Annotated in this window: 16 protein-coding genes and 1 pseudogene; 6 read left to right on the top strand and 11 right to left on the bottom strand. The window is 59.6% G+C overall.

Features of this window, described 5'->3' with window-relative positions; translation table 11 throughout:
* The first annotated feature begins 82 nt into the window (after positions 1-82).
* Positions 83-1,354, top strand: coding sequence for a DUF445 domain-containing protein (locus tag ACWYRJ_RS07910; RefSeq protein ID WP_455507682.1), 1,272 nt, complete (start codon positions 83-85; stop codon positions 1,352-1,354).
* Here ACWYRJ_RS07910 and ACWYRJ_RS07905 read toward each other — a convergent pair.
* The 7 genes from ACWYRJ_RS07905 to ACWYRJ_RS07875 form a co-directional block, all read right to left on the bottom strand.
* Positions 1,351-2,427 (bottom strand): DUF2955 domain-containing protein, encoded by a 1,077-nt coding sequence (locus tag ACWYRJ_RS07905; RefSeq protein ID WP_196365453.1) that lies wholly within the window; start codon positions 2,425-2,427, stop codon positions 1,351-1,353. The two genes, ACWYRJ_RS07910 and ACWYRJ_RS07905, sit on opposite strands and share 4 nt — an antisense overlap.
* Positions 2,417-3,484: an HlyD family secretion protein gene (locus tag ACWYRJ_RS07900; protein WP_111964134.1), complete on the bottom strand. Its 1,068-nt coding sequence runs from the start codon at positions 3,482-3,484 to the stop codon at positions 2,417-2,419. Before ACWYRJ_RS07900 ends, ACWYRJ_RS07905 begins: the two co-directional genes overlap by 11 nt.
* Positions 3,481-3,951, bottom strand: a complete 471-nt coding sequence (locus ACWYRJ_RS07895) for a MarR family winged helix-turn-helix transcriptional regulator (protein ID WP_149367774.1) — start codon at positions 3,949-3,951, stop codon at positions 3,481-3,483. The genes ACWYRJ_RS07900 and ACWYRJ_RS07895 overlap by 4 nt, the downstream gene beginning before the upstream one ends.
* Before the next feature lie 146 nt (positions 3,952-4,097).
* Positions 4,098-4,793, bottom strand: a complete 696-nt coding sequence (locus ACWYRJ_RS07890; RefSeq protein WP_149367775.1) for an ArsR/SmtB family transcription factor — start codon at positions 4,791-4,793, stop codon at positions 4,098-4,100.
* On the bottom strand, positions 4,786-5,163 hold the full coding sequence (locus ACWYRJ_RS07885) for an amino acid-binding protein (RefSeq protein WP_149367776.1): 378 nt from the start codon (positions 5,161-5,163) through the stop codon (positions 4,786-4,788). The genes ACWYRJ_RS07890 and ACWYRJ_RS07885 overlap by 8 nt, the downstream gene beginning before the upstream one ends.
* The gene (locus ACWYRJ_RS07880) at positions 5,156-5,479 is read right to left on the bottom strand and encodes an antibiotic biosynthesis monooxygenase family protein (protein ID WP_033144543.1); all 324 of its coding nucleotides are present in this window, start codon (positions 5,477-5,479) and stop codon (positions 5,156-5,158) included. Before ACWYRJ_RS07880 ends, ACWYRJ_RS07885 begins: the two co-directional genes overlap by 8 nt.
* A 75-nt stretch (positions 5,480-5,554) precedes the next feature.
* Entirely contained in the window at positions 5,555-6,970 is a 1,416-nt protein-coding gene (locus ACWYRJ_RS07875) for an aldehyde dehydrogenase family protein (protein ID WP_149367777.1), read from the bottom strand.
* A 100-nt stretch (positions 6,971-7,070) separates the two neighbouring features.
* Here ACWYRJ_RS07875 and ACWYRJ_RS07870 point away from each other — a divergent pair, with 100 nt between their 5' ends.
* Positions 7,071-7,973 carry a LysR family transcriptional regulator gene (locus tag ACWYRJ_RS07870; RefSeq protein ID WP_455507681.1) on the top strand — a complete coding sequence of 301 codons (903 nt, stop codon included), beginning with the start codon at positions 7,071-7,073 and terminating at the stop codon, positions 7,971-7,973.
* Here the strand turns inward: ACWYRJ_RS07870 and ACWYRJ_RS07865 are convergent.
* Entirely contained in the window at positions 7,960-8,439 is a 480-nt protein-coding gene (locus ACWYRJ_RS07865) for a carboxymuconolactone decarboxylase family protein (RefSeq protein WP_455507680.1), read from the bottom strand. The two genes, ACWYRJ_RS07870 and ACWYRJ_RS07865, sit on opposite strands and share 14 nt — an antisense overlap.
* A gap of 101 nt (positions 8,440-8,540) precedes the next feature.
* Here ACWYRJ_RS07865 and pdxR point away from each other — a divergent pair, with 101 nt between their 5' ends.
* Positions 8,541-9,929 carry a MocR-like pyridoxine biosynthesis transcription factor PdxR gene (gene pdxR / locus ACWYRJ_RS07860; protein ID WP_149367779.1) on the top strand — a complete coding sequence of 463 codons (1,389 nt, stop codon included), beginning with the start codon at positions 8,541-8,543 and terminating at the stop codon, positions 9,927-9,929.
* Between the two features lie 39 nt (positions 9,930-9,968).
* Here the strand turns inward: pdxR and ACWYRJ_RS07855 are convergent, their stop codons facing one another.
* Positions 9,969-10,130, bottom strand: a complete 162-nt coding sequence (locus ACWYRJ_RS07855; protein WP_149367780.1) for a DUF1127 domain-containing protein — start codon at positions 10,128-10,130, stop codon at positions 9,969-9,971.
* A gap of 176 nt (positions 10,131-10,306) precedes the next feature.
* Between ACWYRJ_RS07855 and ACWYRJ_RS07850 the strand changes: the two genes are divergently transcribed.
* Positions 10,307-11,725: an aminotransferase-like domain-containing protein gene (locus tag ACWYRJ_RS07850; protein WP_133293710.1), complete on the top strand. Its 1,419-nt coding sequence runs from the start codon at positions 10,307-10,309 to the stop codon at positions 11,723-11,725.
* 61 nt (positions 11,726-11,786) lie between these two features.
* On the opposite strand, the gene ACWYRJ_RS07845 is transcribed toward ACWYRJ_RS07850, so the two are convergent.
* Positions 11,787-12,908: a ribosomal protein uL16 3-hydroxylase gene (locus ACWYRJ_RS07845; RefSeq protein WP_455507679.1), complete on the bottom strand. Its 1,122-nt coding sequence runs from the start codon at positions 12,906-12,908 to the stop codon at positions 11,787-11,789.
* A 142-nt stretch (positions 12,909-13,050) separates the two neighbouring features.
* Positions 13,051-13,653, bottom strand: a complete 603-nt coding sequence (locus ACWYRJ_RS07840) for an ATP-dependent Clp protease proteolytic subunit (RefSeq protein ID WP_024909504.1) — start codon at positions 13,651-13,653, stop codon at positions 13,051-13,053.
* 284 nt (positions 13,654-13,937) lie between these two features.
* Between ACWYRJ_RS07840 and ACWYRJ_RS07835 the strand changes: the two are divergent.
* Both ACWYRJ_RS07835 and ACWYRJ_RS07830 read left to right on the top strand, forming a co-directional pair.
* Positions 13,938-14,318: pseudogene (locus ACWYRJ_RS07835) on the top strand (response regulator transcription factor); the annotation flags it as partial.
* A gap of 54 nt (positions 14,319-14,372) precedes the next feature.
* Positions 14,373-14,425, top strand: a 53-nt coding sequence (locus tag ACWYRJ_RS07830) for an IS1 family transposase (protein ID WP_129692851.1), incomplete at its 3' end; no start/stop codon positions are given.

Here is a 14,425-nt window from a genome sequence, read left to right as displayed (position 1 = left end):
GCGGCGTTGCCTTACCCGGCCTACAAAAACTGTCTGTCAGGGTACTTTGCACTTCTCTCCCACAACCCTCTATCCTTAACCCATGGAAAAAATAGCTGAACTCAAACGCGCCAAGCTGCTGGCGCTGTCGCTGCTGCTGGTTGCCGCCGCGGCCTTTATCACCACCCTGTTCCTACCGCAGTCCTTCTGGGTGCGCGGCGTCAAGGCCATTGCCGAGGCGGCAATGGTCGGCGCGCTGGCTGACTGGTTTGCGGTCGTCGCGCTGTTCCGCCGGGTGCCGATTCCGTTTATCTCGCGCCATACGGCGATCATCCCGCGCAATAAGGACCGAATCGGCGACAATCTCGGCCAGTTTGTTCAGGAGAAGTTTCTGGATACCCAGTCGCTGGTCGATTTGATCCGCCGCTATGAGCCCGCGCAGATGATCGGCGCCTGGTTCAGCAAGGCTGACAACGCCCAGCGCGTCGGGCTGCATCTGATGCAGGTGATGAGCGGTTTTCTCGAGCTGACCGACGACGGGCGCATTCAGCGCCTGCTCAAACGCGCGGTGCATAAGGCCATCGACAAGGTCGATTTCACCGAAACCAGCGCCGTGATGCTGGAGAGCATGACCAAAAACAACCGCCATCAGGTGCTGCTCGACGCCATCATCAACCGCCTCATTACCCTCATTCAGCGGGAAAGCACGCGGGACTTTATCGCCGACCAGATTGTCCACTGGCTGAAGACCGAACACCCGCGCAAGGCGATGGTGCTGCCCACCGAGTGGCTGGGCGATCAGAGCGCGGAGATGGTTTCGAACGCGGTGAATACGCTGCTGGACGATATCAGCCATGACCGCACGCACCAGATCCGTCAGGCATTCGACCGCGCCACGCTGAAGCTTATCGACAATCTGAAAAACGATCCGGAGATGGCGGCAAAAGCCGACAACATCAAGCACTACCTGAAAAACGATGAGGCGTTTAACCGCTATCTGGGCGAGATGTGGGCCGATCTGCGCCAGTGGCTGAAGGCGGATATGCAGAGTGAGGACTCGCGCGTGAAGCAGCGCATCGCCAACGCCGGCCTGTGGTTTGGCGAAACGCTGTCTAACGACGCCAGCCTGCGGGCATCGCTGAACGAGCATCTGGAGCAGGCCGCACACCGCCTCGCGCCGGACTTCGCGGCGTTTCTGACCCGCCACATCAGCGACACGGTGAAAAGCTGGGACGCCAAAGACATGTCCCGCCAGATTGAGCTGAACATTGGCAAGGATCTGCAGTTTATCCGCGTCAACGGAACCCTGGTGGGCGGGACGATTGGCCTGATCCTGTTTTTACTCTCGCAGCTGCCTGCCGTGCTGGGGCATTAATCTGCTTTTGGCGGCGCGATGACGTAGCGGGTCGCCTCGAAGCGGTTCAGGATCAGGTGCACCAGAAAGACCATCGTCAGCGTCGCCACCAGCGAAAAGGTAACTGAGGTGATGCGGTACAGATCGCTGAACACCAGGTCAGTGTCAGGGTGCATGTTCTGCCCGAACATAATGCCGATGGTGGTGATGCTGGAAAAGCCCACGCCCGCCCCCACCTTTTCCATCACGTGGAGTCGCGCGCCAAACGCCAGGCCGAGGCCGATCAGCGGCATCATCAGCAGCATATGGCTGCTGTGATCGTAGAGGATCAGCTGTACCACCAGAATATAGAGACAGCCCAGCACCACGCCGACCACGCGCCAGATGGAGCTCATCACCGCGCCGCGATAGTGCATCGGGAACAGGATCAAAATCCCCGCCATCAGCGCCGAAAGCGAATCGCTTAAGTCGCTAATCTGAAAAACCACAAAAATCAGCGTCGCGACGGTACCGGAGAGCAGCGACTCGTGGCGCACGCGGGCGTCGTCTTTCTCAATCAGCGGCGGCGGCTTGCGGGGCTCCACGTCCGGCAGCAGATAGTTCATCAGCGCGCTCAGGCACACCGCCATCACGCTGGCTTCGATGTTGGAGAACAAAAGCGTGTGCCAGTTGGTGGTGGGGTAGCTCATAAAGTTGAGCATCACGCTCTGGCACACCACGCCCATTGAGCCAAACAGGAACAGCGGCCCCTTGCTCATAAAGCGAAAACGCATCACGTACAGGGCAAAGACCACCAGCGTCATGATGACCGGCCATTGCGACAGGTAGCCGATGATAATCACCATTTCGACGCAGTTGAGCGATGCGCTGAAGATAAACTGCTTTGCCACGTGGCGATTAAACACCGGTACCAGCGACAGCAGCATGATCGGATAGACCACGAAAAACACGCCGTAGCTGGTGTTGTAAAAGCTGGAGATGCTGAGCGCAATCATCCCGGCAAAAACGATGCGCAGTGTCTGCCGGAAATCGTTTGCCGTATAGACGATGTTGCCGTGCGGGGTAAATACCCGCGCCAGGGTACTAATAGACATAGTGAAGCAGGCTCACCAGGTGGATCTGCATCCCGGAGAAAAAGCGCGCAAACGGCCCTTCGCTATTGTAGAGCTGCACGGTCGCGCGGGCGCCGGTCGGCAGATGCTTCGGCAGCGGCTCGTCCAGCGTCACGTGAATGCGCATGCGCTGGGCGTCGCGCACCCAGCGGTTGGAGGTTTCCGGCTCGGAAAGCTGGCCGTTAACGGCCTCCTGCCCCGCCAGGATCCCCGCGTCGCTGCTGGTGACGTGGGCGCGGAAAACGTGTCCCGGGAAGGCGTCAAACACCACGGCCGCATCGGTGCCCTGATGGGTATGGCGCAGGCTTTTTTCACGGAAATCGGCCACGATATCGGTCTGGTTGTTCACCAGCGCCAGCGCGGCGGAACCGGATGAGGCGTAGAAGCCAGGGCTCAGCTGCAAATTACTGACCGTGCCGTCCGCCAGGGCATAGACCTTCGTCCAGCCGAGGTTCAGCTCAGCTTCATCCAGCGCGTTGCGGTATTTTTGCAGCGTCACGTTGCGGTGTTCTTCGCGCTCACCACGCTGGATGCGCAGGTTCCGGATGTTGGCCTGAATCGTGCTGACGGACTGCTCGCTGCTCTGCCAGGTCGTGCGAACCTTATCCAGATCCGCCTGCGAGACGTTCTGCAGCGTGCTCAGCTTCTGGTAGCGGTCGAAGGTCACTTTGTCGTTACGCGCGGTCAGCACGGCGGTTTTCAGGCTGGCCTGCGCGGCGGCGATCTGCGCGTCCAGCTGTTCATTGGACAGGCGTGCCTGCTCGAGCGCGATTTGCGCCGCTTCCACCTTATTGCGAAACGGCGTGTCGTCGAGCTCAAACAGCAGATCGCCTTTCTTCACCTGGCTGTTGTTGTGGACATGTACCGCCGCCACGTAGCCGGAGACGCGCGGAGACACCGGCGTCACCACGCGCATTACGGTGGAGTCCGGTGTCAGCGGGATCCAGATATCCGCGACGATAAAGTAGACAAACATCAGCAGGAAAGAGGCAATACTCACCCTTACCCAGCGGGCAAACTTTTGTTCAGGGGTCATTATTTTTCGGTCTTGTTATCTTCTTCGCGGATTGTCCGCAAATTGCAGGCGATTTGATTCAACGTGGCGCTGAAAATGTCGAGATGTTCCGGCGCGATGTTTTGCGATACGCGCGCCTGATACGTCTCAATCACCTGAGTGAGCCTTTTTAATATGGCTTTTCCCTCAGGCGTCAGCGTCAGAAGCCGGATGCGCTTGTCATAAGGCGATGTGGTGCGCAGCAGGTAACCCTGTTTTTCCAGCTGTGTCAGGGTGCGCATCAGCGGCGGCAGTTCAATGCCCTGCACCTCCGCAAGCTCACTCATTGAGACGTTATCCCCGAGCTGATGAAGCTGCATCATCACCGTCCAGCTCGACTGGGTTAAACCGGTATCGAGAATGGCGTCGTCGATGACGGCACGCCACTGGCGCACGATCATCGCCATCCGCATGCCCATCGGCCTTCGACAGAACAGTTCTTCTTCTCTCATGGGGAAACCTCTCGTCATACGCGGTCAAGATAATAGTTATCAGGGTAAGTATCAAGAAACGAGAGGCAAAAGCGCAGGAATTGCGAAAGGTGTTACTGGAGGCGATGTACGCGTAGGCCCGGTAAGCGCAGCGCCACCGGGCGTTTTTAGCGGCTAAAAAGCCTCTTTAAAGCGGCCTTCCCCGACGCCGTCACCACCACCTCCCGATACCCCGCCACCCGCTGGATCCAGCCTTTGCTTTCCATGTGGATGAGCAGCGCAGCGCCCGCCTCACCGCCAAGATGAAACCGTCGCTCGCTCCAGTCCAGGCAGGCGCAGCAGGCCTTCCGGCGGGGATGCGCGCTTAACGGAATACCGAGCGCCAGGAACTGCTCCCGGCCATAGAGGGTCAATGCGGAACCGTCAGCCTCCAGCCAGCCTTCCGCCTGCATGAAATCATAGATCTGCACCGCCACGGCGCCTGCGAGATGGTCGTAGCAGGTCCGGGCTTCACGCATGGCTTTCGGCGCGCTGGTTTCCGGCGGGGTAATGCGGCCCCACGAAAGCCCCATCATCTGTTCCACCAGCGCCGCCACGTCGTGCCCGGCAAGACGATAATAGCGATGCCGCCCTTGCGACAGACAGATTATTAGCTGCCCTTCAACCAGCCGGGCAAGATGCCCGCTGGCGGTCGACGGGGCGACGTCTGCCGCGGCGCTCAGTTCGGTAGCGGTCCACGCCCGTCCGTCCATTAGCGCACAGAGCATCTTCACGCGCGACGGATCGGCCATGGCAGCCGCCACCGCGGCAATCGCCTTTTCCAGCATCGCGCTGTTGTCAGGAGGTAAACTCGTCTTAAGCATGGGCCGCCCAGGGTTCGGTGATCTCAGCGGCCAGCTTATCATCATCCGTCAGCAGAATAAGGTGATTCGCATGGTCGCTGTACTGAGTCAGGATAGACACGCCGCGTGCCGCCAGCGCCGCCGCGATCTCGCCCAACTCGCCTGGACGCTCCTGCTTAAGCTTTCTGATCACCGGCTGTCGCACCGCCTGTACGGTAAACCCGGCGTCGAGCAACACGCGTCGCGCTTTTTCCCCGTCTTCCACCAGGAAATGGGCATGTGTACCAAATACGCCACCGCCCTCCAGCCCCACGTCGTTGCGGCCCAGCAGCTGTCCAAACCGCGCCAGTTCACCGGGGGTATCGCGAAAAATGACATGAACGTCATACATCGGCATGCCCTCCGGTTTCGGAACTGTATTCCCGCACCAGCTGCGCCACCCGGATGCGGTAGTACGCAAAAATCGACTCCCGCCCTTCGGCCTGCGCCGCCTGATGAAAGACGTTCTGCTTCCAGCGGCGGACGGCCTCTTCATCCCGCCACCAGGAAAGGGACAGGATTTTGCCGTCGGTGGTCAGGCTCTGAAAACGTTCGATATCAATAAAGCCGTCGATGTCCGCCAGCAGCGGCTTAAGCTCTGCGGCAAGCTGAAGATAGCGCGCCTGATGGGCAGGCGCGGCTTTAGCTTCAAAAATGACTGCGATCATGGGGGTCTCTCCGTGGTGATGTTGAGGAGAGCATGCGGGATGGAAAAGCACAATGCTTCGGTAAATAGCGAAGTTTTAGCCCACAATCGACCTCGGCTCCATAAACGCCCGAATTCCCCACTCGCCCATCTCGCGCCCCAAACCGGAGTGCTTAAACCCGCCGAACGGCGCTTTCGGTTCATGAGCCAGGGTGTTCACCAGCACGCGACCGGAAACAATCTGCTGCGCCACGCGTCGCGCGCGGTTTACATCACCACCCAGCACCATCGCGCTCAGGCCGTAGTCGGTGTCGTTGGCAATGGCGATCGCCTCCGCCTCGTCACGATAGGGGATCACGCACAGCACCGGACCGAAAATCTCGTCGCGGGCAATCGTCATCCGGTTGTTCACGTCGGCAAACAGCGTCGGACGCACGAACCAGCCGTCCCGCGTGCCTTCCGGCCGTCCTTCACCGCCCGCCAGCAGGCGTGCCCCCTCTTCGATACCTTTACGGATATAGCCCTGCACCCTCTGCCACTGCTTTTCGCTTACCATGGGGCCGACGTCCGTCGCGCTATCGCGCGGGTCGCCGGATTTCACCGCCGCCACGGCCTGCGCCAGCGCGGTTTCGATCTCCTCCTTGCGCGCCTGCGGCACCAGAATGCGCGTTCCGGCCACGCACGCCTGCCCGCTGTTCATAAACCCGGCCTGGATCACCAGCGGGATCGCCTGCGCGAGATCCACATCATCCAGCAGGATCGTCGGCGATTTACCGCCTAACTCCAGCGTCACGCGCTTAAAGCTTTCCGCCGCGTTACGCAGGATCGCCTTGCCGGTATTCGTGGAGCCAGTGAACGAGATTTTCGCCACGTCCGGATGGCGGCTAAGGGTTTCGCCCACCGTCTCGCCGCGTCCGGTGACGATATTAAATACCCCTGGCGGTAATTCAGCATCGCGCAGCGCTTCAGTGACAATCTGCGTTTGCAGGGCGCTCATTTCGCTCGGCTTGATCACCGCCGTGCAGCCCGCAGCCAGCGCGGCCGCCAGTTTGCCGCAGATAAAGCCCGCGTCGCTGTTCCACGGCGTGATAAGCCCGGCCACCCCAAGCGGCGTCATCTGCACCGTCGCTGCACCTGCGGGGGTGACAAACTCAAACGCCTCCAGCGCCTCGATGGCCTGAGCAATCACCTCCGCCGGATAGCTGGCCATCCACGCCGATCGCGAGGCGGGCGCGCCGTACTCTTCAATGACCGCTTCCAGCAGATCGTCGTGGCGAGCGGCCACGGCGGCGTGCATACGTTTTAGGGCTGCGATGCGTTCCTGCTTTGTGGTTTGCGACCACGCCGGAAACGCCGCTTTTGCCGCCGCAATGGCGCGCTCAGCGTCAATCTCATCCGCCAGGCGAACCTGACCCATAACCTGCGCCGTCGCCGGGTTGTACAAGTTAAAACGTTCGGTACCGTGCGGGGTAACAAACTCGCCGTTAATAAAGATCTGTTCGATGGTGTGCATATAAACCTCCTCAGGCTTTGTGAGCCCAGTCTGTCACGACTTCTCCGTTGCGATAATCCACGCTATGCTGCAAGGGTTGTTTCGATTTTCAGGATAATCTATGCATCGTTCAGGTCTGACAGAGCTGGAAGTAGTGATGGCGGTGGTGCGGCGCGGCAGTTTTCGCGGTGCGGCGCAGGAGCTGGGGATGTCCGCCACGGCGGTAAGTAATGCCGTCGCCGGGCTGGAGAGCCGCCTTGAGACGCGACTTTTCAACCGCACCACCCGCAGCGTGGCGCTTACCGACGCCGGACAGCGCTACGTGGCGCGTATCGGCCCCGCCCTGCAGGAGATCCGTCTCGCCAGCGAGGAGATCCACAGCGAAACAGGGGAACCCGCCGGAACGCTACGGCTGAACGTGCCGAACCATATCGGCACGCTTTTTCTGGACCAGCTGCTGATCGACTTCATGATCCGCTACCCGAAGATGCGCGTAGAGACCGTCAGCGAAGCGCGAATGATCGACATCGTCGCGGAAGGCTATGATGCGGGGATCCGCCTCGAAGAGTCCGTCCCGCAGGACATGATCGTCGTGCCGCTGACCGGTGAGATCCGCCAGCTCGTCACCGCCACGCCGGCCTATTTCGCCCGTCACGGCATACCCGAAACGCCGGACGATCTGCTTTCACATCAGGGGATCGGCATGCGCATGGCCCACGGCGGGATCTACCGCTGGGAGCTGGCGCGTCGGGGTGAAACGTACGCCCTTGCCGTGCCGCCGCGCTTTGCGACGTCCGATCTTTTTGCCTCGATCCGCGCCGTGAAAGCAGGATTAGGGGTGGGATTTTTGCCGGAACTCTATATTCAGGACGAGCTGAAAAGCGGGGAACTGGTGAGCGTCCTGAACGACTGGGCGCAGCCGTTTGCCGGGCTGCGCCTGTACTACCCCGGCCATCGCCACGTCCCGCCGGGACTGCGGACTCTGGTGGCGATGATCCGCGAGCGCGGAATTATTCCAGGTTAGCCTTGTTCAGCCCGTACGCCGCGTCCAGCGCGCCGGGCGCCATGCGGGAGGTGATCCCCAGACGGTTCCAGGCGTTGATCGCCACGATGGCGAAGTTCAGCTCTGAAATCTCGACGTCCGAGAAGTGCTCCGCCACGCTGCGGTACAGTGCATCGCTTACGCCGTGAACGCCAATCTGGGTCAGCGCTTCGGTGAACGCCAGCGCCGCTTTCTCGCGGGCGCTGAACAGCGGGGACTCGCGCCAGGCCGCCAGATGGTACAGGCGCAGCTCGCGCTCGCCGGCGATTTTGGCCTCTTTTGAGTGCATATCCAGACAGAACGTACAGCCGTTCAGCTGCGACACGCGAATGTCAATCAGGTGCTTCATCGCCGGGTCGATGGAGGTTTTTGCCACCTCCATGCTCAGGGCAGACAGCGCGTTGGCGAGGGCAGGTGTAACTTTATGGTGGTTAACGCGAGTGCTCATTGTCTTTCCTCTTTTTGTGCGGCATGTGTCATGCGATGAGGCAAATCTACGCCGTTCATGACATAGTAAAAAGATACAAAAAGCGTGAAATGAGGTAGGACATGAAGCCGGGCTATCACGAGATTTATTCCCGCTATCGCGACAACATCATGCGCGGCGTGCTGAAGCCGGGCGATAAGGTGCCTGCCATCCGCGTGCTAGCCGAAGAGCTAAAGGTGGCGCGTAAAACCGTCGAAACGGCGTATGCCATTCTGACGGGCGAAGGGTATCTGGTGAGCCAGGGGGCGCGCGGCACGCGGGTTAACCCGGACTTACTGTTGCCGGACAAGACAGCCCCCGCGGAACAGCCCACCGGCACGCTTCCGGCATCGCTCATCAGCCAGCGCGAGCGGGCGGGGTTTCTGCGCCCCGGCATCCCGGCCCTCGACAGCTTTCCATATAAAAAATGGCTGCTGCTGGCGGGCCAGGCGACGCGGGCCATGCGTCAGGAGGAGATGCTCAACCCGCCCGTTCTGGGCTGGTATCCGCTCCGCCAGGCCATCGCCAGCTATCTCAACATTTCGCGCGGGCTGTCCTGCAGCGCCGAACAGGTGCTGATCACCAGCGGCTACAGCGGTAGCCTGCGGCTGATCCTCGACACCCTAGCCAGCCGCAGCGACAAGGTATTGTTTGAAGATCCGGGCTATTTTATGGGCCAGCAGCTGCTCAAGCGGATCGTGCCGCGCCTGCACACCGTGCCGGTCGATCGCTGCGGCATCGATACGGACTACCTGCTCCGCTACCATCGCGACGCACGTTTTGCTATCGTCACCCCGTCGCATCAGAGCCCGCTGGCGGTAACGCTCTCCCTGCCGCGCAAGCAGCAGCTGCTCGACTGGGCCAGCCAGAACGAGGCGTGGATTATCGAAGACGATTACGACGGGGAATTCCACTACACCCGCAAAGTGCTGCCGTCGCTGAAAAGCCTCGACCAGCACGACCGGGTGATTTTTATGGGCACCTTCAGTAAAACAATCATGCCGTCGCTGCGCATGGGCTACGTGGTCATGCCCGCCAGCACCGTCGGAGCCTTTACCGACTGCGCGGACATCACCACCAGCGGCCAGCCGGTGCTGACGCAAAAGATCCTCACCGCGTTTCTCAACGAAGGGCATTTTTTCCGTCATCTGAAAAAGATGCGCGCGCTGTATCAGACCCGCCGCGACTGGATGATTGCCGCCCTACAGAAGGTGTATGGCGATCTGTTTTTCACCGAGCAAAACGACGGCGGGATGCATATCGTGGCGTTCCTGACCAAAGGAAGCCGTGACCGGGAAGTGGCGCGCTGCTGGCAGGAACAGCAGCTGCAGGTCAATGCGCTCTCGGAGTGGTATCGCGGGTCGGGCAAACGCTACGGACTGGTGATGGGCTATAACAACGTGCGGTCGTATCATGAGGCGCTGGACTTGCTGGAAAGGCCGAAGCGGCAGACGTTCGAGCTGTTGCGCTGAACATCGCCGGGTGCGGCTGCGCCTTACCCGGCCTGGGGTTTAAATATCATTGCGGGATAAACCAACGTCCTTCAGCTGCTCGTCGCTCATCTGGCTCAGGATGCGGCGGGTACGGTTGATGCGATACCAGTTGCAGATCGTTTTTCCGATCCACACAAACACGACGAACGAACGTTTTGAACGATTCTCGTAGAATTCCATGATGCTCTCCTCACTGTGCCAGTGGGGTTATCATCCCTGAAATCCACCCGTGCAATACAGATGCAAAAACAGCTTTTGTTTAACATACAGATCCGCTAAAACAGTATCTGCATGCCAATTTTCGCAGCAATCTGTACTGGTTTTATAATCTGTATGGTGAAAACAAAGGATACAGCATGACGCGCTATCAACATCTCGCCAACCTTCTGGCAGAACGCATTCAACAAGGTCTGTATCGCAGCGGTGAACGTTTGCCGTCGGTGCGTGCGCTGAGCCAGGAGCACGGCGTGAGCATCAGCACCATACAGCAGGCCTACCAGATCCTCGAAAACCTCCAGTTGATAACCCCTCAGCCGCGCTCCGGCTATTTTGTCTCACCGCGAAAAGCCCAGCCGCCCGTCCCGGCGATGACGCGCCCGGTGCAGCGCCCCGTGGACGTTACCCAGTGGGATGAGGTGATGATGCTGCTGGACGCCCGCGCCGACAAAGAGATGATCTCCTTTGGCGGCGGTTCGCCGGACATTAACCAGCCGAGCCTGAAGCCCCTGTGGCGCGAGATGAGCCGCATCGCACAGCATAACCCCGGCGAGATGCTGAGCTATGACGTGCTCGACGGGCGCCTGGAGCTGCGCGAGCAGATCGCGCGCCTGATGCTGGACGGCGGCTCCACCGTCTCGGCAAGCGACATTGTGATTACCAACGGCTGCCACGGTGCGCTATCAATCGCCCTGCTCTCGGTATGCAAACCTGGAGATATCGTGGCGGTGGAATCGCCGTCGTTTCACGGCACCATGCAGATGCTGCGCGGGTTTGATATCAAGGCGATTGAAATTCCTACCGACTCTGAAACCGGGATCAGCATCGAAGCTTTGGAGCTGGCGCTGGAGCAGTGGCCGATCAAAGCAGTGATTCTGGTGCCCAACTGCAATAACCCGCTCGGGTTTATCATGCCCGAAGCGCGGAAAAAGCAGGTGCTGGCCCTCGCCCAGCGGCACGATATCGTGATTGTTGAGGATGACATTTACGGCGAGCTGGCGGCGGAGTACCCGCGCCCGCGCACCATTCATTCGATGGATATCGACGGACGCGTGATCCTCTGCAGCTCGTTTACCAAAACCGTGGCGCCGGGCCTGCGCGTCGGCTGGATTGTACCGGGACGCTACTACGACCGGGTGATGCACATGAAATACGCCGCCGGCGGGTTTAACGTGCCGGGCACGCAGATGGCGGTGGCGGCGTTTATTCGCGACGGTCATTACCATCGCCACGTGCGCCGCATGCGCCAGATTTATCAGCAGAATATGGAAACTTACACCTGCTGGGTACGGCAGTACTTTCCAGCAGAGATTTGCGTCACGCGCCCACAGGGCAGCTTCCTGCTGTGGATTGAGCTGCCGGAGAAGGTCGACATGGTGTGCGTCAGCAAGCAGCTGTGCCGGCTGAAGATCCAGGCCGCGGCCGGGTCGTTGTTTTCCGCCTCAGGGAAGTACCGCAACTGCCTGCGGATCAACGTGGCGCTGCCGCCGACGGAGAAAAACCGCGAGGCGCTGAAGAAGCTGGGTGAAGCGATTGTGATTGCGATGGAGGAGGGCTAGTGCGGCCTGATGCCCTCACCCCGCCCCTCTCCCACAGGGAGAGGGAGAAAATCGTGCCGCATTACTCGTCGAAGTACCAGTACCCCTGATTAATCAGCCCGGTGAGCTCTTCGACAAACGCCGGGTTATTCAGCGCATCGCCCAGCTCGGCCTGGCCGAGTTCGGTGTAGCGGCACAGCGCATCCGCCGCCTTCGCGTCTACCGTCTCCAGCTGTTCGCTGTTGATAAAGAAGCTGCCGTTGACGTTCAGCACGCGCAGGCCGCTCAGGCGAGACAGCGTTTCGCCGTCCTGCAGCGCGTCCAGCACCTCTTCCGGCGCGTAAGGCGGCTCGGCGGCGGCGATATCCAGCTCGTGGCGCGGGGTGGAGACAAAGCTGCCGAACCATTTTGTGAAATCTTCCGGCTGGCTAATCATGTCGATCATCATCTGACGAATGCGATCGAGCTCGTACTGCTCCACGCGGCCCGGGTGTTCGCGGCAGGTCAGATCCGGATCGCTGTAGTGCTCGCCGCCCAGATCGTTTTCCAGCGCGTAGTCGGCGAAGCTGCTGATCAGATCGCGGCCGTTCGGCCCGCGGAAGCCGACGGAGTAGTTAAGCGCCGTTTCATGGGTAAAGCCGTCGTGCGGGAATCCTGGCGGGATGTAGAGGATATCGCCCGGGGCCAGATCTTCGTCGATGATCGGCTCAAACGGATCGACATGCAGCAGCGCCGGATGCGGGCAGAACTGACGCATCGGCAGCTTGTCGCCCACGCGCCAGCGGCGGCTGCCCATCCCCTGAATGATGAAAACATCGTACTGATCGATATGCGGACCCACGCCGCCGCCCGGCACGGAGAAGGAGATCATCAGATCGTCCAGACGCCAGTCCGGCAAAACGCGGAACGGACGCACCAGCTCCGCGGCGGGCATATGCCAGTGGTTCACCGCCTGCGCCAGCAGCGACCAGCCGGTTTCGCCCAGATCGTCGAAGTGCTCAAACGGACCATTGCTGGCCTGCCATTTACCGTTGAAATGGCTCACCAGACGGCTATCGACCTCCGGCTCCATCGCCAGCCCTGCCAGCTCGTCCGGGGTAATCGGATCGACAAAATTCGAGAAGGCATTTTTCAGCACGACGGGTTGTTTTTGCCAGTATTTCTCAAGAAATTCCGGCCAGTTCAGGTTCAGTTGATACGCCATGGGTAGCACCAGTGAGAAGGGAAACAGGCGCGATTATGGAAGAGAGCAAGCGGAAGTGCTTTGTCGTGGGTCAAGCGAGGGTAAAAAGCGTGTAGGTCGGGTAAGGCGAAGCCGCCACCCGACACAAACACGCCGCGAAAACTTAATCCAGCTTCAGCTCGTCATAATGGGTGATCAGTTTACCCACGATGCCGTAGTCCAGCGCTTCTGCCGGAGACATCCAGAAGTTGCGGTCGGTGTCTTTTTTCACTTTCTCCAGCGGCTGGCCGGTCGCGTCGGCGATCAGCTTGTTCACGCGATCCAGCATGCGGATGATCTCGCGCGCTTCGATCTCAATATCCGTCGCCTGACCGCGCACGCCGCCCAGCGGCTGGTGGATCATAAAGCGGGTATTTGGCAGCGAGTAGCGGTGCTCTTTTTTCGCTGCCAGGAAGATGGTTATCCCGGCGCTCGCCACCCAGCCGGTGCCGATGACGTGCACTTCCGGGCGAATGAATTTGATGAAGTCGTGAATGGTGTCACCCGCTTCCACGTGGCCGCCCTGGCTGTTGATATAGAGCTTGATCGGATCGTTGCTGACGCTTTGCAGCAGGATCATCTGGGTGATGACCTTCTGCGCCAGCTCCTGATTGATCTCACCGGAGATCACAATCGAACGAGACTCCAGCAGTTTTTGCTGCAGAGCGCCCGCGCCGTTTGACCCTTCAGCTTTTTCCTTGTCGCTCTCTTTCAGTGTGTAGTGCATTGTTATGTCCTCAGCATTTAGCGCTCAAAACCAGAGTGTAGCCTGTTTTACCGATCAAAGTCCTCACCGACAAATAACGAGGGCGCTGGGGCATACTGCCCATGTTGCACGCGTTTCGTTCCTTCACCACTCCCGCCCCGGCTCGCTATACTTCATACGGTTATCATATTGTTAAATGATAATGATAGTTAATGTGTTAAGATGAAAGTCAGCATAAACAGTCTCTTACGTCGCCGTTGTGACTGTTTGCATCCTCGACATGTCAATCAGCACCGGGGCGGTGAATGGAACACATTGTGTATGTTGTAGATGACGATGACGCAGTCAGGCAGTCCGTGATTGGGCTGCTGGAATCGGCAGGCCTAAACGCCGTCGGCTTTTCATCGGCAGAAGCGTTTCTTCAGTACCGCTTTGAAGAGCTCCCGTCGTGCGTGGTGCTTGATATGCAAATGCCTACCATCTCGGGTTTTGAGGTGGCTGACGCCCTTAAGGATAGCGGGCGCGAGATCCCGATTATTTTTCTCACCGGCCACGGCACCATCCCGATGTCGGTGCGCGCCATTAAAGGCGGCGCGTACGAATTCCTCACCAAGCCCGTCGAATCTAACGCGCTTATCGACGCCATTGAATCCGCGCTTCAGCTGGCGGAATACAACGCCGTGCGGGTGATGCTGCCAACTTACTGATTTAGTGTATGATGGTGTTTTTGAGGTGCTCCAGTGGCTTCTGTTTCTATCAGCTGTCCCTCCTGTTCAGCTACTGACGGGGTGGT

The organism is Enterobacter sp., from assembly GCF_977039595.1.
Note: the sequence above shows the minus strand (reverse complement) of the source record. Positions and strands in the feature narration are given on the sequence as shown.